Genomic DNA, 17,663 nt, shown 5'->3' on the forward strand with positions numbered 1-17,663 from the left:
CAACGGGAACAGCAGCAGCGGCAAGGACGTCACCGTCGTCCATCTCATGCGGCACGGCGAGGTGGAGAACCCGGACGGGATCCTCTACGGGCGGCTGCCCGGGTACCACCTGTCCGAGCTGGGCCGGCAGATGGCCGACAGGGTCGCCGAGCACCTCGCCTCGCGGGACGTCACCCATGTCGTCGCCTCCCCGCTGGAGCGGGCGCAGGAGACCGCCACCCCGATCGCCAAGGTGCACGGTCTCGACCTGGACACCGACGAGCGGCTCATCGAGGCCGGCAACGTCTTCCAGGGCAAGACGTTCGGCGTCGGGGACGGCGCCCTGCGCAACCCGGACAACTGGAAGCACCTCGTCAACCCGTTCCGGCCGTCCTGGGGCGAGCCGTACCTCGACCAGGTCGTGCGGATGATGGGCGCGCTGAACGCGGCCAAGGACCGGGCGCGCGGGCACGAGGCGGTGCTGGTGAGCCATCAGCTGCCGATCTGGATCGTGCGCTCGTACGTCGAGCGGCGGCGGCTCTGGCACGATCCGCGCAAGCGGCAGTGCACACTCGCGTCCCTGACGACTTTCACATACCAGGGCGACAGGATTGTCTCGGTGGGCTACAGCGAGCCCGCCATCGATCTCGTCCCGGTTCATCTGCGGGCCGGTGCCAAGCCTCAGAAGGGCAAGGGTACGGTCCAGGGGAAGGCCTTCGGGGCCTGACCCAGCGGTTCCTGACGGTCCGTTTGAAGTGACTTAGAGTGCTTTTGCGGAACTCGTTACGAAAAGCACATAAATTGGCGGAACCCCCCCGATCGTCGCGCCCTCTGACTGGGTGACCACCAGCAGGCGCGACGATCGGGGATCTCCATGCGCACCATCTCCCGGACCTTCTCCCGAAGGGGAATGCTCGGCCTCGGCGCGAGCGCGGGCGCGGCGGCCGCCGCCGGTCTCACCGGCTGCGGGAGCCTCACGTCCTCGGACGGTGCCGGGCATCCGGACGGTTCCGGCAAGGGGAAGGCCGGGTCGGGAGGCAAGGGCGGCGCGCATCCGGCCCGGCCCATCGGCGACGGCTCCACCTCCCTCACCGGCAGGCAGCCGCACCAGCCGGCCAGGCCCGAGCCGCTGGAGCCGGGGCAGACCCCGCCGCAGTTCGTGATCTTCTCCTGGGACGGCGCCGGCGAGGTCGGCAACGGACTCTTCCCGCGCTTCCTGGACCTCGCCAAGGAGCACGGCGCGAGCATGACCTTCTTCCTCTCGGGGCTGTATCTGCTGCCCGAGTCGAAGAAGCGGCTGTACGAGCCCCCGAACAACCCGCGCGGCGCCTCCGACATCGGTTACCTCGCCGACGAGCACATCAAGGCCACGCTCACCAACGTCCGCCGGGCCTGGCTCGAGGGCCACGAGATCGGCACCCACTTCAACGGGCACTTCTGCGCCGGCCACGGCACGGTCGCCAACTGGACCGCGCAGCAGTGGCGGAGCGAGATCCGGCAGGCCAAGGCGTTCGTGAAGGAGTGGCGGACGAACACCGGGTGGACCGATCTGCCGTCGCTGCCCTTCGACTACGACAAGGAGCTGGTCGGCGGTCGTACGCCCTGTCTGCTCGGCCAGGACAACCTGCTGCCCACCGCTCGCGAGCTGGGCTGGCGCTACGACGCCTCCTCGCCGGGCGGCCGTCAGACGTGGCCGGTGAAGCGGCAGGGGATCTGGGACCTGCCGTTGCAGCAGATACCTTTCCCCGGACATTCCTTCGAGGTCCTGTCGATGGACTACAACATGCTCGCCAACCAGTCCGTGAACTCCACCAAGGCGCCCGCCTACAACTACCCGGGCTGGCGCAAGCAGTCCGCCCAGGCGTACATCCAGGGATTCGAGCGGGCATACAGGACAAACCGGGCGCCGTTCTTCATAGGCAACCACTTCGAGCAGTGGAACGGCGGCATCTACATGGACTCCGTCGAGGAGGCCTTCAAGCACATCGCGCGGGAGAAGGCGAAGGGCGCCGATGTGCGACTGGTGTCCTTCCGGCAGTTCGTGGACTGGCTGGACGTGCAGAAGCCCGAGGTGCTCGCCAGGCTCCGGACGCTGGAGGTCGGGCAGCGGCCCGCCGGGGGCTGGAAGGAGTTCCTGCGGGACACCAAGTCCGCCTCCTCGGACGCGGCCTGAGGGCATCCGCGGCGTGCCGCCCGAAATGTCCCGTGTAAATACGCCCTGAAATGCGGTTTTCCGCCCCGGAGGGGGGCGTGCGAGATCCTCGGAACAGGCATGCGAAACTTTTCACATGAGTACCCGTAGCCGCGCCGTCCTGCTCAGCGCCGTGGCCGCCGTCGCGGCCCTGACCCTGTCCGCGTGCGGCAAGGGCGGCACCTCCGGCGGCGGTGGCGACACCCACTTCGTCACCGGCCACAACGGCATCAGCACCGCGCCCCGGGACAAGCGGGCCGCGGCGCCGGACCTGTCCGGCAGCACCATCGACGGCAAGACCCTGGACGTCGCCGACTACAAGGGCCAGGTCGTCGTCGTCAACGTCTGGGGCTCCTGGTGCGGGCCGTGCCGGGAGGAGGCGAAGTACTTCGCCAAGGTGTCGAAGGACTACGCGGGCAAGGGCGTGCAGTTCGTCGGCATCAACACCCGGGACACCAGCACCACCCCCGCGGTCGCCTTCGAGAAGGAGAACGGGATCGGCTACCCGAGCCTGTACGACCCCACGGGCAAGCTGATGCTCCGCTTCAAGAAGGGCACCCTCAACCCGCAGCTGATCCCCTCCACGCTCATCCTCGACAAGGACGGGAAGATCGCGGCGCGGGCCCTGGAGCCGCTCGACGACACGAACCTGCTGAAGGTGCTCAAGCCGGTCCTGGCGGAGAAGTGACGTGAGCGCGACTCTGACGCTGGCCGCGACGGGCCAGAACGAGACCGTCCTCCACGGTGCCCTGCTGGTCTCCGCACCGGTCGCGCTGCTCGGTGGTCTCGTCTCCTTCTTCTCGCCCTGTGTCCTTCCCCTGGTTCCCGGTTACCTCTCCTACGTCACCGGGGTCGCCGGTACCGACCTGGCCGAGGCCCGGCGCGGACGGATGGTCGCCGGTGCCTCCCTGTTCGTCATCGGCTTCAGTGCCGTGTTCGTCTCGGGCGGGGCGCTGTTCGGCTACTTCGGCTCGACCCTGCAGGAGTACAAGGATCCGCTGAGCAAGGCGCTCGGCGTGCTCATGATCCTCCTGGGCGTGTTCTTCATGGGGCTGATGCCCTGGTTCACCCAGCGCGAGTTCCGCTTCCACAAGCGGCCCGCCACCGGTCTGGTGGGTGCGCCCGTCATAGGCGCCCTCTTCGGTATCGGCTGGACGCCCTGCCTCGGTCCGACCCTGTCGTCGGTGAACTTCCTGGCGTGGAACGAGTCGAGCGCCGGCCGCGGCGCCCTGCTGACGGTCGTCTACTGCATCGGCCTCGGCGTGCCCTTCGTCCTCACCGCCGTCGCCTTCCGCAAGGCGCTCGGTGCCTTCGGCTGGGTCAAGCGCCACTATGTCTGGGTGATGCGCATCGGCGGCACGATGATGATCGTGACCGGTGTGCTGCTGCTGACCGGCGCCTGGGACGGCCTGGTACAGCAGATGCAGACCTGGTCCAACGGCTTCAGTGTGGGGATCTGACTCGATGAGCACGACTTCCAAGACCGGGCCCGGCAACTCCCCGGACGCAGCCGAGGGCCGGGACCAGGAGGACCTCGGGGCGGCCGGCTCCCAGCTGTCCACGGCCCCGCGGGAGGAACTGTCGAGCCTTCCCGGCCTCGGTGTCATCGGCTGGGCCCGCTGGTTCTGGCGGCAGCTGACCTCCATGCGGGTCGCGCTGCTGCTGCTCCTGCTGCTCTCGCTCGGCGCGATCCCCGGCTCGCTGATCCCGCAGAGCGGCGCCGACGCGAGCAAGGTCGAGGACTTCCGCGCCGCCCACAGGACGCTGGCGCCGGTCTACGACAAGCTCGGCCTGTTCCACGTCTACAGCTCGGTGTGGTTCTCCGCGATCTACATCCTGCTCTTCGTCTCCCTCATCGGCTGCATCATTCCGCGCACCTGGCAGTTCGTCGGCCAGCTGCGCGGCCGTCCGCCGGGCGCGCCCAAGCGGCTGAACCGGCTGCCCGCGTACACGACGTGGCGTACCGAGGCCGACCCCGAGCAGATCCGCGAGGCCGCGCTCGCCCTGCTCAAGCGGCGCCGCTTCCGCGCCCGTGTCGCCGATGACGCCGTCGCCGCGGAGAAGGGCTATCTGCGCGAGCTGGGCAACCTGGCCTTCCACATCGCCCTGATCGTGCTGCTGGTCGCCTTCGCCTCGGGGCAGTTGTACAAGTCGGACGGCACGAAGCTGATGGTGGAGGGCGACGGCTTCTCCAACGCCATCCCGATGTACGACGACATCCAGTCCGGCCGCCTGTTCACCAGCGGCGATCTGGTGCCGTTCAGCTTCGACCTGAAGGACTTCAAGGCCACCTATGAGCTGAGCGGCCCCAATCGGGGGACACCGCGCACCTTCGAAGCCAAGATCAAGTACAGCAAGGGCGCCTACGGCCGGCAACAGCCGACCACCATCAAGGTCAACCAGCCGCTGAAGATCGACGACTCCAAGGTCTACCTCGTCAGCCACGGCTACGCGCCCGTCATCACCGTCCGCGACGGCAAGGGCAAGATCGTCTACAGGGACGCCGTGCCGCTGCTGCCGCTCGACGGCAACGTCACCTCCAACGGCGTGATCAAGGTGATGGACGGCTACCGCGACCCGCAGGGCAAGAAGGACCAGCTCGGCTTCCAGGCCTTCTTCGTGCCGACCTTCGACGCCAAGAGCGGCACGATGCTCTCCCAGTTCCCGGCGCTGGTGAACCCGCTGCTCGCGGTGAACGCCTACCACGGCGACCTGGGCGTCGACTCGGGCATCCCGCAGAGCGTGTACCAGCTCGACAAGACCCACATGAAGGCGTTCAAGGACGCCAAGGGGCAGCAGCTGAAGAAGCTGCTCCAGCCGGGCGACACGCTCACGCTGCCGAACGGCGCCGGGTCCATCACCTTCGAGAAGGACGTCAAGGAGTGGGCCGGCTTCGAGATCGTCCAGGAGCCGGGCAGCGGCTGGGCGCTCGGCGGTGCCCTCACCGCGATCTTCGGTCTGGCCGGCTCCCTGTTCATCCAGCGCCGCCGCGTGTGGGTGCGGGCGGTGCGCGGCGCCGACGGCGTCACGGTCGTCGAGATGGCCGGGCTCGGCCGCAGCGAGTCCGCCAAGGTGCCCGAGGAACTGGGCGACCTCGCCGGAATCCTCTACGACCAGGCGCCGGGCGCACCCGGCCCCGACGACTCCGCAGCATTCAACGAAGCCTCCCCCGACCTCGAAGTCGTACCTGCCGAAGGGGCTGAGAAGTGACTCTCGCCGCCGCAACCGATCTCGCCGCCGCGACCAACGAGCACCTGGCGAGCATCAGCAACACGCTGATCTATTCGTCGATGGCCGTCTACACCCTGGCTTTCTTCGCGTACATCGCCGAATGGCTCTTCGGCAGCCGAAGCAAGGTCGGCCGTACGGCCGCCGCGCTGACCGCCGGGAGCACGCGGCAGGCGGGACCCGCCGTCACCGTGAAGCAGGCCGGCGGCACCGCCGTACTCGAGCGGCCCAAGGTCGTCGTGCGCTCCGCGTCCGGCGCCCGGGACGTGCCGGACGGGCCCGGCGCCCACGGCGGGGACGAGCAGGGCGATCTCTACGGGCGTATCGCCATCTCCCTCACTGCGCTCGCTTTCCTGGTGGAGGTGGCCGGGGTCGCCTCCCGCGCGGCCTCCGTGGGGCGGGCGCCGTGGGGCAACATGTACGAGTTCAACATCACCTTCTCCACGGTCGCCGTCGGCGTGTACCTCGCGCTGCTGGGCCTGAGGAAGAACGTGCGCTGGCTCGGGCTGTTCCTGATCACCACGGTCCTGCTCGACCTGGGTCTCGCGGTGACCGTCCTGTACACCGCCAGCGACCAGCTGGTTCCCGCCCTGCACTCGTACTGGCTGTACATCCACGTCTCCACCGCGATCTTCTGCGGCGCGGTGTTCTACGTCGGCGCGGTCGCCACGATCCTGTACCTGTTCAAGGACTCGTACGAGAACAAGCTGCAGTCCGGCGGCAAGCCCGGTGCCTTCGCCTCCTCGGTGCTGGAGCGGCTGCCCGCCTCCGCGTCCCTCGACAAGTTCGCCTACCGGGTCAACGCGGCCGTCTTCCCGCTGTGGACGTTCACGATCATCGCGGGCGCCATCTGGGCGGGCGACGCCTGGGGCCGGTACTGGAACTGGGACCCCAAGGAGACCTGGTCCTTCATCACCTGGATCGCCTACGCCTGCTACCTGCACGCCCGCGCCACCGCCGGCTGGAAGGGCCGCAAGGCCGCCTACCTGGCGCTGCTCGCCTTCGGCTGCTGGCTGTTCAACTACTACGGCGTCAACATCTTCGTCAGCGGCAAGCACTCCTACGCGGGCGTGTAATCGCCCGGTCGGTGACACTGGTGTCATGAGCGGTTCCATCGAACAAGGCATCAGCCAGACGCACGGGAACACGCACATAATCCACCTCCTGGTGCGGATCCCGCGGCGCATGGAGGACGTCTGGCCGGCGGTGGCCACCCCCGAGGGGCTCGGGGGCTGGTTCACCGCCGTCGACGTTCTGGAGCCCCGGCTCGACGGTGCGGTCACCCTGGGTGACCTGGGTTCCGGGCGGGTCACCGCGTGGGACGTGGACCGGGTCGCCGAGTACACCCTCGGGGACGGCGGCCGGCTCCGGTTCCATCTCGAGCGGGACGGGGACCGGGGAAGCATGCTGCGCTTCACCCACGAGTTCCAGGGCGAGGGGGAGTCCGAGGCAGCCTGGCGCACCAGATTCGAACGGATGATCGCCGAACTGGAGCCGACGCCTCCCGGGCAGGAGCCCTCGCAGCCCCTTCCCGGTCAGTTCACCTAGGGCCTCTCGTTCGGATCATGCCGGGCTCGCGGGGCCTGGCCCCGCTCCCTGATCCGGCATGATCCGAACGAGAGGCCCTAGGACGGCGGCAGGCACTTCTTCCCCGGCGGCTTCCCCTCCGGCCAGGCGATCCGGACGAAACGCGAGCCGCCCTGCGGGGTCAGCTCCACGATCGGCACGGCCTTGTCGTAAGGGTTGCCGTGCACGTCCAGGCAGATCCAGCCGCTCGCCCCGGCCACCCGCAGCGAGCCCTTGACCTGCGGCCACTGCAGGCCCACGTCCGCGAGCGCCGGAACGCTCCGGCCGCCCGGCACCGCCTCGCGGATGCCGTGCACGGCCAGCCGCACGGTGTCGTAGCCGATGATCAGCTGCCCGTCGTCCAGGGCGACCGAACCGATCGGGCCCGTCGGCCCCCGCCCGGCGGCCGTCAGCAGCTTCTGCAGTGCGGTGAAGTCCGCCGCCGAGCCGCCCGTCCGCACCGGGTCCTTCGTCCAGGCGTCCGGGTGGGCCAGGGCGGTGTAGCGCACGGAGAGGTTGTGCCGCAGCGCCGCGCGGTCCAGATCCTTCTCGTGGGTCAGGTAGGAGGCCTCGTCGCCGGTCAGCACCGTGAACTTCCGGTCCTGGCAGCCGCGCCCGCCGAGCGCGTTGATGAACTGCCGCAGCTGGGTGTGCCGGCCCGCGAACAGGATCGTGTCCGTCTCCGGCGAGGTGTCGCACACCAGGTGCGTGATCTGCCGGAACGTGTTCGCGGTCGTGCCCTCCGCACTGCGGTCGGCGGGCGGGGTGAACGGCTGCGGCTCGTACGGCGAGCCCTTGATCAGCGCCGCGAACGACCCCTGCAGCGTCCGCGTGTACGGGTCGCCGGGCTTGTCGTACACCAGCAGCGCCTTGCCCGCGCTCACCTTGGCGAAGGAAGCCAGCGCGCGGGCCTCGTCGATGTTGGTCGGCGACACCCGCGCGAGACCGGGGTAGGGGTCCCTGCCCCGCTGCCCGTTGGCGAGGTCGTCGGCGGTGATGGAGGAGCCGATCACCGGGATGCGGCGCCGGGTCAGCTCCTGGACGGCTTTCTTGTTGGCGTCGGTGCTCTGCCCGATGCCGGCGACCGCGCGCAGCCGGTCCGCGCCGGTCGTCATCCGGGTCAGCTGGTCGACCGTCTGCCGCCAGTGGCCGCCCGTCGCCCCCGGGTTGGCCAGCACCAGCCGGATCTGCGGGGCTTCCCCGTTGGATTCGTGGTTGGCCTGGTACTGGGCGAGATAGGCGCCCTGGAGCTGGTGCTGGATGTCGTTCAGGCTGGTCGTGGAGGTGGAGGTGTACGGCAGCATCAGCGCCACCGTCACCTGGCCGCCGGGCCGGAGCCGGTCGTTCTCCCGCCCGATCGCCCGCACGACCTCCCGCAGCCGGGGCTGCCCGAAGTCGTACGGGCCCGTCGCCACGCCCACGCACTCCTCGCTGCCCTCCGGCCGGCTCACCCCGGGGGCGCAGGAGCGGTCCTCGTGGGTGAGGGCCCGTACCGCGAACACCAGGCCGGTCACCAGGGCCGCCGTCACCAGCAGGGCGAGATAGCGGCGCAGCGGGATCTCCCACACGCCCTCCCGCACCCATGTGCCCACACCCCTGCGCGCCATCACGCCTCCCCGCTCCGGTCGTCCGGGCCGTCGTCCGTGGTGCCGGGATCGGCGGGGCCGCCCATCGGGCGCCCGGCGAGCGCCGCCGCCGGCCAGTCCCGCGAGGCCCGCCACAGCAGCGCGTTGCCCGCCGGCCGCAGGTTGGACAGCTGCTCCAGCTCGAAGCGGAGCCGGTCGCACACCTGCGGGTCGGGCAGCGCCAGTGGATCCGCGAGCTGCCACACCGCGTGCAGCAGCCGCCGTATCCGCAGGTGCAGTACGGCGTCCGCGTCCTCCGGCACAGCGTGCTCGGCGTCCGTGCGGCCGAGCGCCACCGCGGCCCGCCGGTCGCCGTGGCCGCCGGAGTCGCGGCCCTCGGCGTCGTGTGCGTGGAAGTAGGGCGCGGACGCGATGAACCGCAGGGTGCGCAGCCAGTCGCCGGGGTCCGCGGTGGGGAAGGTGTCGCGCAGGTGGGCGACCGCCGACTCCGTGACGCCCAGCGCGAGTTCGTGATGCAGCCGGTAACGGGCGTGCTCGGCGGCGGTGTAGTGGGCGATCAGCGTCTCGTGCGCGGTACGCCAGGACGCGTGGTCCGCGTCGCGCAGGTGCAGCCGGAGCAGCAGCAGGGTGCGCACGAACGGATCGCCGACGAACCGGCCCGGCACGGCAGGCAGACCCTCCTCGGCGAGCAGGGTCTGCAGGGCCCGTACGCTCGCCGGGCCGAAGGTGTCCGCGAGCAGCTCCGTGGCCAGTGCGCAGGCCGAGCCGTGATCGTGGGCGGCGGCCAGCACGGTCAGCTCCTCCAGGTGCTCGGCCGGCACCAGCCGGTCCAGCAGCGCCTCGTAGGCCGGCCGGCCGGGGCGGTCCTCGGCGGGCCGGGTCTCCGCGGTGAGCAGCTCGCCCAGTGCGGACGCTCCGGGCAGACGCTGCGCGGCCGCCTCGGCGAGCAGCACGATGCCCAGCGGGTTCCCGCCGGTCAACCGGTGCGTGGCATGAGGCAGTTGCGGCGGCACCGGGGTGTCCTCGCAGACCGCGCCGACGATGTGCAGCGTGTCATCGGGGCTCAGCGGCGGCAGCGCGAGCAGCAGTGCCCGCGAGGAGGGTGCCGCGTCCGGCGTCCAGTCGCTGCGCCGGGCCACCTCCGGCAGTTCCCGCCGGACCGCGCTGCGCAGCTCCGCACGGCCCTCGCCCCGCCGGGCCGCGATGAACGCCACCTGGTCGGTGATGCCGTCGGCGCGGTCGCGCAGCACGGCCGCCACCAGTCCCGGGCCCGGCGCCGACTGGGCGTTGTCGAGCAGCACCAGCGGCCGGCCGAGCCGCTGCATCCGCGGCAGTACGCCCGCGTAGGCCTCCGTCAGATCGGCCAGCAGAGCCCGCACCAGATACCGCTCGGCGTGCTCCCGCGAGGTTCCGCCCGCCCGGAAGTGCCCGGACAGCAGGATCAGCCCGCGCTGGGCGTTGCCGCCCGCGTTCGGATACGTCCGCCACCAGATGGACGCCTTCTGGTGCCGGCGGCTGGTGAAGCCCTCCGCGACGGACTCCAGCGTCGCCTCGATGGCGCCCGACACCAGCGGTCCCGTGCCGGTGGCCGCGGCGACCACCTTGGCCGCCACTTTCCCGGCCCAGCGCCCGGCCAGCCCGCTGATCCACGAGCCGCTCTCGTTCAGCAGCAGGATCCGCTCGACCTCCCGGCGGATCCGCTCGGAGTCGGCGTCACCCCAGCCGCCCGCGGCCACCGCGACCAGGCCCGACATCAGCCGCGGGAAAGTGATCCGCCCGGCGCCCGTCACCGGCGCCGCGAGCTGCTCGGCGAGTACCAGCAGCGCCTGCGCGAGCGGCGACCAGGACTCGGCGGGACGGTCCGTCGGCGGCCCCGCGAACTGGCCCTCCGCACAGTCGACCAGCGCGACCGGCGTGTGCCCCTTGTAGGAGTCCCGCAGCTCGGCGAGAACCGCGCTCTTGCCGAGCCCACGCGCCCCGGTCAGCACCACGAACGGCGGCTCGTCCGGATGCTCCAGCGGATGACCGCGATGCTGATGGGGGCGCATGCCCACCAGTCGCGGCGCGAGACCGGCCGGATCGACATCGAACAGCACCCCACGCCCGTGCAACCGTCTGTGCACCGCATCTCCCCCTCAACAGCAGTGTAGGAAGGGGGAGTTGTCTCTACCAGGGGAAGTGGTGTCCGTTGTGTTACGAAACGGCCGGGAGACTCCCGTGGGCCACCGAGGCGATGTGGTCCCGCAGTCGCTCGACGTACAGCCGCAGGTTCTTCGCCGCCACGTCCGTGTCCGGGTACCGGCTCGCCAGCCACAGCCCTTCGTGCAGCCGGTTCACCCACACGCACACCTGGTCCCCGTACGACACCCGGAGCAGCCCGTGCGCCTTCAGCTCCGCCCACCGCTCGGCGCCGGGGATGCCCCGGGCGTCGAGGTAGGAGACGATCGAGTACAGGTCGCGCGAGACCGGCCGGAAGTCCGCGCCGAGCAGGCTCAGCACCCGGGCCAGCGGCATCCGGGACAGGGGGGATGTAGGCCGGAGGTCGGGAGTCCTCCGGCAGTCCCGTCGCCACCGCGACGGTCGCCGGGCTCAGCGTCCACTCGACGAGCCGTCCCGGCCGGACCTCGCAGCGCTGGATGTCAGTGATTCGCACGCGTCTCCCATCGCAGAAGGGGCCCCTGGATGCGGGCCCCCCCGCAAGGCAATGCCGCGGGACGCGGCCGGGACATGCCCGTCCGGTTCATTTCAACGGAACGGGTGGCAGGCCGAACGCGGAAGTGGATTAACCGACGGTGACCGGCCGGGGGTCAGCCGACAGTGATCGAGTCGAGCTTCTCGCGCAGGTAGACGTGCGAGTCGACCGGCGGATACGCCACCCGGCCCACCGGCGCCGGCACGGACTCCACCCGGGTGCCCGGGGTGCACTCGCCGAAGTACACGAGCGACATCAGCTCCTCGGCGGGCGTGTCGGTGGGCGGAGGCAGCACCCGGTGCCGCCCCGACCGCCACCGGTCCCCGGTCCAGCGGGCCAGCAGATCCCCGACGTTGATGGTGAAGGCGGCCGGGTCGTAGGGCGCGTCCTGCCAGCCGCCGGCGTCGGTGTGCACCTGCAGACCGCCCTTCCCGGCCTGCCGGTCGAGGATCGTGACGGTCCCGAAGTCGGTGTGCGGCCCGATCCGGAACTGCCCCGGCCGCGGCTCGCCGACCACCTCCGTGCCCGGATACCAGTTGATGTTGAAGCCGTACGTCGGATGGTCCATGTGCCGGGAGAAGAGGTCCGGCTCCAGCCCCAGCGCGTATCCCAGCAGGGACAGCAGCTCCTTCTCCAGGCCGGCCATCTTCGCGAGGTACTCCTGGCACAGCGGCCGGAGTCCGGGGATCTCGGCGGGCCATACGTTGGGGGCGTACCACTCGGCGTTGACGGCCGCATCGTCGAAGGGCTCGTCCGTGGCGAAGGTCAGCGACTCCTTCAGGTCGGGCGGTGTCTCGGTGCCCTCCGCGTACCCGTTGGCCTCGGCCCCCGGCCCCAGCCAGCCGCGTCCGCCGACCCGGGCCGCGTACCGCCGCTTGGTCTCGTCCGGGAGCAGGAAGAACTCCCGGGCGGCCGACCGGATCCGGGAACGCAGCTCCGCGTCCACACCGTGCCCGGTGATCAGCAGGAATCCGGCGGTCTGCAGGGCCTCGTCGACGCTGCGGGCGAGTGCGGCCCGGGTCTCGGCGTCACCGTCCGACCAGGGGCGCAGGTCGATGGTCGGGATCGGAACGCGGGGTTCAGGCACCGATGTCCTCGTTCCACAGGTCCGGGTTGTCCTTGATGAAGGCGTTCATCATCGCCACGCACTCCGGGTCGTCCACGAGCACGATCCGCACTCCGTGCCCGGCCAGCCAGTCGTGGCCGCCGTGGAAGGTCGTGGCCTCGCCGACCACCACCCGGGAGATGCCGAACTGGCGGACCAGGCCGCTGCAGTACCAGCACGGGGAGAGGGTGGTGACCATGGTCGTGCCACGGTACGTGCGCTGCCGGCCGGCCGCGCGGAAGGCCGCCGTCTCGGCGTGCGTCGAGGGGTCGCCGTCCTGGACGCGGCGGTTGCGGCCGCGGCCGAGGAGGGCGCCGTCCGGGCCGTAGAGGGCGGCGCCGATGGGGATGCCGCCCTCGGCGAGTCCGGCGCGGGCCTCCTCGACGGCGGTGGCGAGCCAGACGCGGGCCTGCTCTTCGTCCATGCCCTTACTCTGCTGCGCCGGGAACACCGGGGCAATGCGAGCACGCCCCGACCGTCCGGCGCGTGTCGAGGTGGTCGGCCTGGAGGTGGCCGGTGTCGTGGTGGCCGGTGTCGAGGTGGTCGGTGTCGAGGTAGTCGGCCAGGGCGCCGGCGCCCTTCAGCATCGCCCGGGTGCGGGCCGTCAGGGTCCGGTCACGGGTGTCGAGCGCGGTCCGCAGCGCCTCCCGGCTGCCCTCCCGGCGCAGTTCATCGAGGACCGGGCGGATCCGGTCGAACAGGTGGTGGGCGCTGCGCAGGGAGTGGATCACGCGAGCGTCGCGGACGTCGGCGGGGGAGTACACCCGGTAGCCCGTACCCCGCTCGCGGCCCGGGGCGAGCAGCCCGGCGTCCTCCCAGACCCTGAGCGCGGAGGTACGGACACCGAGCCGGGCGGCCACCTCGCCGATGCGCAGCGCGTCGGACGGCGACGACGAGGGGCGATCTTCGGCCAAGTTCGCCAGCGCCGCCCGGGTTTCCTCCAGGGCCGCCCGCTCGCCGTGCAGGGCCGCGTGGGCCGCGTCCACCAGGGCCAGGGCGGCCGGGGTGTCACCGGCGTGCACGGTACGCATGATCCGGGCCGCGGTGGTGGTGCCGTATCCCCGGGCCAGGGAGCGGTACGTCAGCAGGGCATGGTGGTGCGGTTCGCCGAAGCGGCGGTAGCCGGAGGCGGTGCGCTCGGCCGGGGGCAGCACGCCGGCGTCCTCGTAGTTGCGGATCTGCTGCGTGGAGAGCCCGGCCAGGCGGGCCAGGTCCACGGGCCGGAGCCGGTCGCGTCCCGCCGTCCCGCCTCCACGGCGCCCCTCTCGGCCGCCCCGGCCGGCGTTCACGTCTCCCGCGCCGTGACCGGTGGTCATCCGGGCTCCGCCGCGACCGCGAGCCAGATGCGGTCCGGCAGGAGCACCGCCGCCCGGTCGAGGTCGACGTCGTCCACGCCGGACAGCCGGCGGCGGGCGATCCCGATGACCGGCCCCAGGATCGGCGACTCGATCAACGGCGTCGGCAGCGCGGCGAGTTCACCGGAGTCGACGTACCGCTGGGCCCACTGGGCGAGCGGGGAGAGGCGGGCCTCCTGGGCGTCCCGGAGCCGCTTTCCGGCGTGTGAGGTGCGGGTGTGCTCTAGGGCCGCGACCAGCTCGTCGGGCAGGCGGCCGAGCCGGCGCGTCAGCAGAGCGTTCAGCAGGCCGTCGATGCTGCCGAAGTGGTGATACAGGCTAGCGAGACTGACCCCGCTCGGCCGGGTGACCGCGGCGACCGTCAGCCCCTGCTCGCCCGCCTCCGCGTACACGCGCAGGGCGGCGTCCAGGAGCTGTTCGACGGTGGCCTCGCCACGCTGCTGCTTCGGGCTCATTCTGGAGTACCTTTCCAGAAGGACATTCCGGATCGGCGGGCTGTCCGCTCAGAACTCCCGAACAGGCCTCGGGGGCGCGGCGGTTGACCGGCGCGGTGGATGTCGTCGCGCTCGGTTCCGTGGTGGCCTACGCGGCCGGCGGACGGCCGCCCTTCGGTGACGAGTCGCCGTCAGCGCCCGGTGCCCGCGCCCACGCGCAGCAGCAGCTTGCCCGTGCTGGTCCGGCCCCCCATCAGCCGGTGCGCCGCATCGGCCTCCTCCAGGGTGAACTCGGCCGTCACCGGCAGCGTCACCGTTCCGTCGGCCGCCTTCGCGAACGCCTGTTCCGTCAGCCGGCGCAGTGCGGCCGGGTCGGTCTGGGCCAGGGTGAGGATGGAGAACCCGGAGACGGAGATGCCGAGCGGGTACAGCTCGGGCTGGCCGACGGTCCACGGCTCGGCCGAACTCGCGTTGCCGAAGGAGACCAGGCGCCCGAAGGCGGCCAGCGAGGCCAGCCCGGCGCGCAGGGTGTCGCCGCCGACGGGGTCCAGGACCAGGTCGACTCCCCGACCGCCGGTCGCCTGCCGCACCGGCTCCTGGAAGGCGCCGACGAACACCTCGTCGTAGCCGTGCTCCCGGGCGTAGGCGGCCTTCGCGGCCGAGGACACCACGCCGTACACGGCTCCGGCGCCCGCCGCGCGCGCCAACCGGCCGACCGCCGTGCCGACACCGCCCGCCGCGCCCTGCACGAGGAGTGTCTCGCCGGGCTGGAGCCGGCCCACGGAGTGGACCAGCGCGTACGCCGTCGGCAGGACCGTCGGCAGGCTGGCCGCGGTGCGCGGGTCCAGACCGGCCGGGAGCGGGAAGACGGTCGTCGCGTCGGCCACGACCACCTCCGCGTACGCGCCGCCCTCCGTCAGCGCCACCACCTCCTGGCCGGCGATCAGACCGGTCACGCCCGCACCGAGGGCGCGGACTCGGCCGGAGACCTCGAGACCGGGGACGTACGGCAGCCCGGGCACCCGGTACCCCTCCGCGCGGGCCTTCAGATCCGCGAAGTTCACTCCCGCGTAGGCCACGTCGATGCTCACCTGCCCCGGCCCGGGCTCCGGCGCGTCGACCGTCACCACCTTCAGCACCTCGGGCTCGCCGTACTCCTGGAACTCCACCGCGCGCATGCCGCACCCCTGGGCTCGACTCGACTGTTCAATCAAAACCGAACACTCGCGAGTGTATGGTTTTCATCGAACAGTCGGCAAGCGACCCGGCACCGGCATCCGCCGGCAGCACTCGTCAGTGAGGAGGGCAGCGTGGCCGCCACCAGTCACCGGGCCGCACCCGAGCACACCCACCCCGACGACGTGCCCGTCCAGGCCGCCCTGGCCGCCCTCGCCGATCCCGTACGCCTGGCGCTGGTGAGGGAACTGGCCGCGTCCGCCGACTGGTCCCGCAGCTGCGGCAGCTTCGACGTGCCGGTCGGGAAGGCCGCCCTCAGCCACCATTTCGCCGTGCTGCGCGGGGCGGGGCTGGTGGAGCAGCGGGACGCCGGACCCAAGCGGGTCAACCGGCTGCGGCGGGCGGAGTTCGACGCACGCTTCCCCGGCTTGCTCGACCTCGTGCTGCGCGGTCCGGATCCGGACGGTCCCTGACGGACGAGATCGTGCCGCGGTGCCCGGCCGCCGTCTCCCGCCGAGCCGGCCTACGACCTGCACCGATCGGCGGCACCGATGGGGGCATCGGCAGGACGCCCCACTGGCGCGTGGACCGGCGCCCCGGCCCGCTCATAGCGTCATCGCCATGACCCCAGAGAACAAGGGCACGGCCCAGCTGACGATCGCGATGGTGCTCTCCGGCACCCTCGGCCTCTTCGTCGTCGAGTCGGGCGCCTCCCCCTTCGACGTCGTCTTCTTCCGCGTCCTGTTCGGCGCCCTGGCGCTGGGCTCGTACGTCGTCGCCCGCGGCTGGCTGCGCGGCCACGGGTTCACGCGGCGCACCTTCGGACTGGCCGTCCTCGGCGGCGTGTTCATCGTCTTCAACTGGGTCCTGCTCTTCCAGTCGTACGAGAACACCTCGATCTCGGTCGCCACGGTCGTCTATCACACCCAGCCGTTCTACGTGGTCCTGCTGGGCGCCCTGCTGTTCCGCGAGCGCCTCACCGCCGCCAAGGTCGGCTGGATCGTCCTGGCCTTCGCCGGCCTGGTCCTGGTCTCGGGCGTCACCCCGGGCGACTTCGCGAGCGGCGGCACGTATCTGACCGGTGTCGGCCAGGCCCTGCTGGCGGCCCTCCTGTACGGCCTGTCCACGCTGGTCACCAAGCGGATCACCGGCGTACGGCCGCACCTGATCGCCCTCGTCCAGGTCCTGGTCGGCATCCCGCTGCTGCTGCCCTTCGCGGACTTCGGCGCGATGCGGGGCACCGGCGCCGACTGGGGCTGGCTGGTCGGACTCGGCCTCATCCACACCGGAGTGATGTACGTCCTGATGTACGCCGCCTACGCGCAGCTGCCCACCGCGAAGATCGCCGTACTCGCCTTCGTCTACCCGGCCGTCGCCATGGTCATGGACTGGGCGGTGTACGGCCACCACATCGGGCTCGTCCAGGCACTGGGCGTCCCGCTGATCGTGACCGCCAGCCTCAAGGTCACCCTTGCCCGGAAACCAGTCGCCGCGCCCGCTCCACGAACAGCCGGGCATGCGCCGGAAGCCGCTTCCCGGACCGCCACGCCAGCTGCGTGCGAAGCGTGAACGGCGGCTCCCACGCGAGCCGTACCAGGGAGCCCTCCGCGAGTTCGGCGGCGACCGTCACCTCGGGCAGCAACGCGATCCCGAGGCCGGCCGCCGCCGCGCGCTTGGTCGCCTCGATCGTGCCGAACTCCATGAACTCCACCGGCTTCAGCGCCGACAGCTCCCGCTCGAACAGGTCCCGGTAGGCGCAGCCCGGCTCGGTGGCCAGCAGCGGCTGCCCGGTCAGCTCGGCCGTCGCCACCGGCTCGCCGGCCGGCATGTGTCCGGGTGCCGCGACCAGCGCCAGCGGCTCCACCGCCAGCACCACGCTGTCCAGACCAGGGTGCTCGGTCTCCTCCTCCATCAGGAAACCGACGTCGTACGTCCCCTGCCGCAGCGCCTGCCGGGTCTCGTCGCCGATGGTGGTCCGCAGGGCGAGCCGCACCTTGGGGTGGCGGTGATGGAAGTACTCCAGCAGCGGGGGCAGCCGGTAGGAGGTCAGCGACTCCATCGTGCCGACGGTCAGGGTGCCGGACGGCTCCGCCGGCTCGGTGACGGCCGCCCGGGCCTCCTCGGCCAGCTCGATGATCTGCCGGGCGTAGGGCAGCAGCCGCTCGCCCGCCTCGGTCAGCCGGATGCGGCTGCCGAGCCGGTCGAACAGCTCGACGCCGAGGGAGGTCTCCAGCGCCCGGATCTGACTGGTCACGCTGGACTGCGCGTACGACAGCCCAGCCGCCGCCCGGGTGAAGCTCAGGACCGTGGCGACCTTCTCGAAGGTGACGAGCAGGCGGAGTTCCATGGGG

The 17,663-nt window shown here is 71.5% G+C and carries 17 protein-coding genes and 1 pseudogene; 9 read left to right on the top strand and 9 right to left on the bottom strand.

The annotated features are described in order from the left end of the window. The first annotated feature begins 46 nt into the window (after positions 1 to 46). The 7 genes from AC07C1_RS11530 (at position 47) to AC07C1_RS11560 (ending at position 6,946) form a co-directional block, all read left to right on the top strand. Positions 47 to 706, top strand: coding sequence for a histidine phosphatase family protein (locus AC07C1_RS11530; protein WP_478938729.1), 660 nt, complete (start codon positions 47 to 49; stop codon positions 704 to 706). A gap of 147 nt (positions 707 to 853) precedes the next feature. Then, positions 854 to 2,152, top strand: coding sequence for a polysaccharide deacetylase family protein (locus AC07C1_RS11535; RefSeq protein ID WP_478938499.1), 1,299 nt, complete (start codon positions 854 to 856; stop codon positions 2,150 to 2,152). Between the two features lie 115 nt (positions 2,153 to 2,267). Continuing rightward, the gene (locus AC07C1_RS11540; RefSeq protein ID WP_478938500.1) at positions 2,268 to 2,858 is read left to right on the top strand and encodes a TlpA family protein disulfide reductase; all 591 of its coding nucleotides are present in this window, start codon (positions 2,268 to 2,270) and stop codon (positions 2,856 to 2,858) included. Between the two features lies 1 nt (position 2,859). Next, positions 2,860 to 3,630 carry a cytochrome c biogenesis CcdA family protein gene (locus AC07C1_RS11545; RefSeq protein WP_478938501.1) on the top strand — a complete coding sequence of 257 codons (771 nt, stop codon included), beginning with the start codon at positions 2,860 to 2,862 and terminating at the stop codon, positions 3,628 to 3,630. 4 nt (positions 3,631 to 3,634) lie between these two features. Then, a complete protein-coding gene (resB, locus tag AC07C1_RS11550; protein WP_478938502.1) occupies positions 3,635 to 5,380 on the top strand; it encodes a cytochrome c biogenesis protein ResB in 1,746 nt (581 codons plus the stop codon). Then, positions 5,377 to 6,474 (top strand): c-type cytochrome biogenesis protein CcsB, encoded by a 1,098-nt coding sequence (gene ccsB, locus AC07C1_RS11555; RefSeq protein ID WP_478938503.1) that lies wholly within the window; start codon positions 5,377 to 5,379, stop codon positions 6,472 to 6,474. The genes resB and ccsB overlap by 4 nt, the downstream gene beginning before the upstream one ends. A 25-nt stretch (positions 6,475 to 6,499) precedes the next feature. Further along, positions 6,500 to 6,946 (top strand): SRPBCC family protein, encoded by a 447-nt coding sequence (locus tag AC07C1_RS11560; RefSeq protein ID WP_478938504.1) that lies wholly within the window; start codon positions 6,500 to 6,502, stop codon positions 6,944 to 6,946. Positions 6,947 to 7,023: 77 nt separating this feature from the next. Here AC07C1_RS11560 and AC07C1_RS11565 read toward each other — a convergent pair whose 3' ends face one another. From AC07C1_RS11565 to AC07C1_RS11600, 8 genes and pseudogenes are all read right to left on the bottom strand, one after another. Continuing rightward, complete coding sequence (locus tag AC07C1_RS11565) at positions 7,024 to 8,571, bottom strand: hypothetical protein (RefSeq protein WP_478938505.1); 1,548 nt, start codon at positions 8,569 to 8,571, stop codon at positions 7,024 to 7,026. Then, complete coding sequence (locus AC07C1_RS11570; RefSeq protein WP_478938506.1) at positions 8,571 to 10,673, bottom strand: hypothetical protein; 2,103 nt, start codon at positions 10,671 to 10,673, stop codon at positions 8,571 to 8,573. The genes AC07C1_RS11565 and AC07C1_RS11570 overlap by 1 nt, the downstream gene beginning before the upstream one ends. Before the next feature lie 70 nt (positions 10,674 to 10,743). After that, positions 10,744 to 11,091: pseudogene (locus tag AC07C1_RS11575) on the bottom strand (condensation domain-containing protein); the annotation flags it as partial. 266 nt (positions 11,092 to 11,357) lie between these two features. Further along, positions 11,358 to 12,329 carry an isopenicillin N synthase family dioxygenase gene (locus AC07C1_RS11580; protein WP_478938507.1) on the bottom strand — a complete coding sequence of 324 codons (972 nt, stop codon included), beginning with the start codon at positions 12,327 to 12,329 and terminating at the stop codon, positions 11,358 to 11,360. Continuing rightward, on the bottom strand, positions 12,322 to 12,771 hold the full coding sequence (locus AC07C1_RS11585; protein ID WP_478938508.1) for a nucleoside deaminase: 450 nt from the start codon (positions 12,769 to 12,771) through the stop codon (positions 12,322 to 12,324). Before AC07C1_RS11585 ends, AC07C1_RS11580 begins: the two co-directional genes overlap by 8 nt. A gap of 4 nt (positions 12,772 to 12,775) precedes the next feature. After that, complete coding sequence (locus AC07C1_RS11590) at positions 12,776 to 13,663, bottom strand: TioE family transcriptional regulator (protein WP_478938509.1); 888 nt, start codon at positions 13,661 to 13,663, stop codon at positions 12,776 to 12,778. Then, entirely contained in the window at positions 13,660 to 14,157 is a 498-nt protein-coding gene (locus tag AC07C1_RS11595) for a TetR/AcrR family transcriptional regulator (protein WP_478938510.1), read from the bottom strand. Before AC07C1_RS11595 ends, AC07C1_RS11590 begins: the two co-directional genes overlap by 4 nt. A 170-nt stretch (positions 14,158 to 14,327) precedes the next feature. After that, positions 14,328 to 15,314, bottom strand: coding sequence for a quinone oxidoreductase family protein (locus tag AC07C1_RS11600; RefSeq protein WP_478938511.1), 987 nt, complete (start codon positions 15,312 to 15,314; stop codon positions 14,328 to 14,330). Positions 15,315 to 15,446: 132 nt separating this feature from the next. Here AC07C1_RS11600 and AC07C1_RS11605 point away from each other — a divergent pair, with 132 nt between their 5' ends. Together AC07C1_RS11605 and AC07C1_RS11610 are read left to right on the top strand one after the other, a co-directional pair. Beyond that, positions 15,447 to 15,785, top strand: a complete 339-nt coding sequence (locus AC07C1_RS11605) for an ArsR/SmtB family transcription factor (protein WP_478938512.1) — start codon at positions 15,447 to 15,449, stop codon at positions 15,783 to 15,785. 148 nt (positions 15,786 to 15,933) lie between these two features. After that, the gene (locus tag AC07C1_RS11610; protein ID WP_478938513.1) at positions 15,934 to 16,881 is read left to right on the top strand and encodes a DMT family transporter; all 948 of its coding nucleotides are present in this window, start codon (positions 15,934 to 15,936) and stop codon (positions 16,879 to 16,881) included. Here the strand turns inward: AC07C1_RS11610 and AC07C1_RS11615 are convergent. Beyond that, positions 16,778 to 17,659 (bottom strand): LysR family transcriptional regulator, encoded by an 882-nt coding sequence (locus AC07C1_RS11615; RefSeq protein ID WP_478938514.1) that lies wholly within the window; start codon positions 17,657 to 17,659, stop codon positions 16,778 to 16,780. The genes AC07C1_RS11610 and AC07C1_RS11615 overlap by 104 nt on opposite strands. Positions 17,660 to 17,663 lie beyond the last annotated feature (4 nt).

The sequence above is a fragment of the Streptomyces sp. NPDC045022 genome (assembly GCF_056432605.1).

Bases quoted from the DNA above. Each gene is read 5' to 3' on its own strand.
- AC07C1_RS11600 (WP_478938511.1), bottom strand. From the start codon at position 15,314: ATGCGCGCGGTGGAGTTCCAGGAGTACGGCGAGCCCGAGGTGCTGAAG.
- AC07C1_RS11610 (WP_478938513.1), top strand. From the start codon at position 15,934: ATGACCCCAGAGAACAAGGGCACGGCCCAGCTGACGATCGCGATGGTG.
- resB (WP_478938502.1), top strand. From the start codon at position 3,635: ATGAGCACGACTTCCAAGACCGGGCCCGGCAACTCCCCGGACGCAGCC.
- AC07C1_RS11590 (WP_478938509.1), bottom strand. From the start codon at position 13,663: ATGACCACCGGTCACGGCGCGGGAGACGTGAACGCCGGCCGGGGCGGC.
- AC07C1_RS11565 (WP_478938505.1), bottom strand. From the start codon at position 8,571: ATGGCGCGCAGGGGTGTGGGCACATGGGTGCGGGAGGGCGTGTGGGAG.
- AC07C1_RS11595 (WP_478938510.1), bottom strand. From the start codon at position 14,157: ATGAGCCCGAAGCAGCAGCGTGGCGAGGCCACCGTCGAACAGCTCCTG.
- AC07C1_RS11585 (WP_478938508.1), bottom strand. From the start codon at position 12,771: ATGGACGAAGAGCAGGCCCGCGTCTGGCTCGCCACCGCCGTCGAGGAG.
- AC07C1_RS11560 (WP_478938504.1), top strand. From the start codon at position 6,500: ATGAGCGGTTCCATCGAACAAGGCATCAGCCAGACGCACGGGAACACG.
- AC07C1_RS11530 (WP_478938729.1), top strand. From the start codon at position 47: ATGCGGCACGGCGAGGTGGAGAACCCGGACGGGATCCTCTACGGGCGG.
- AC07C1_RS11540 (WP_478938500.1), top strand. From the start codon at position 2,268: ATGAGTACCCGTAGCCGCGCCGTCCTGCTCAGCGCCGTGGCCGCCGTC.
- AC07C1_RS11615 (WP_478938514.1), bottom strand. From the start codon at position 17,659: ATGGAACTCCGCCTGCTCGTCACCTTCGAGAAGGTCGCCACGGTCCTG.
- AC07C1_RS11535 (WP_478938499.1), top strand. From the start codon at position 854: ATGCGCACCATCTCCCGGACCTTCTCCCGAAGGGGAATGCTCGGCCTC.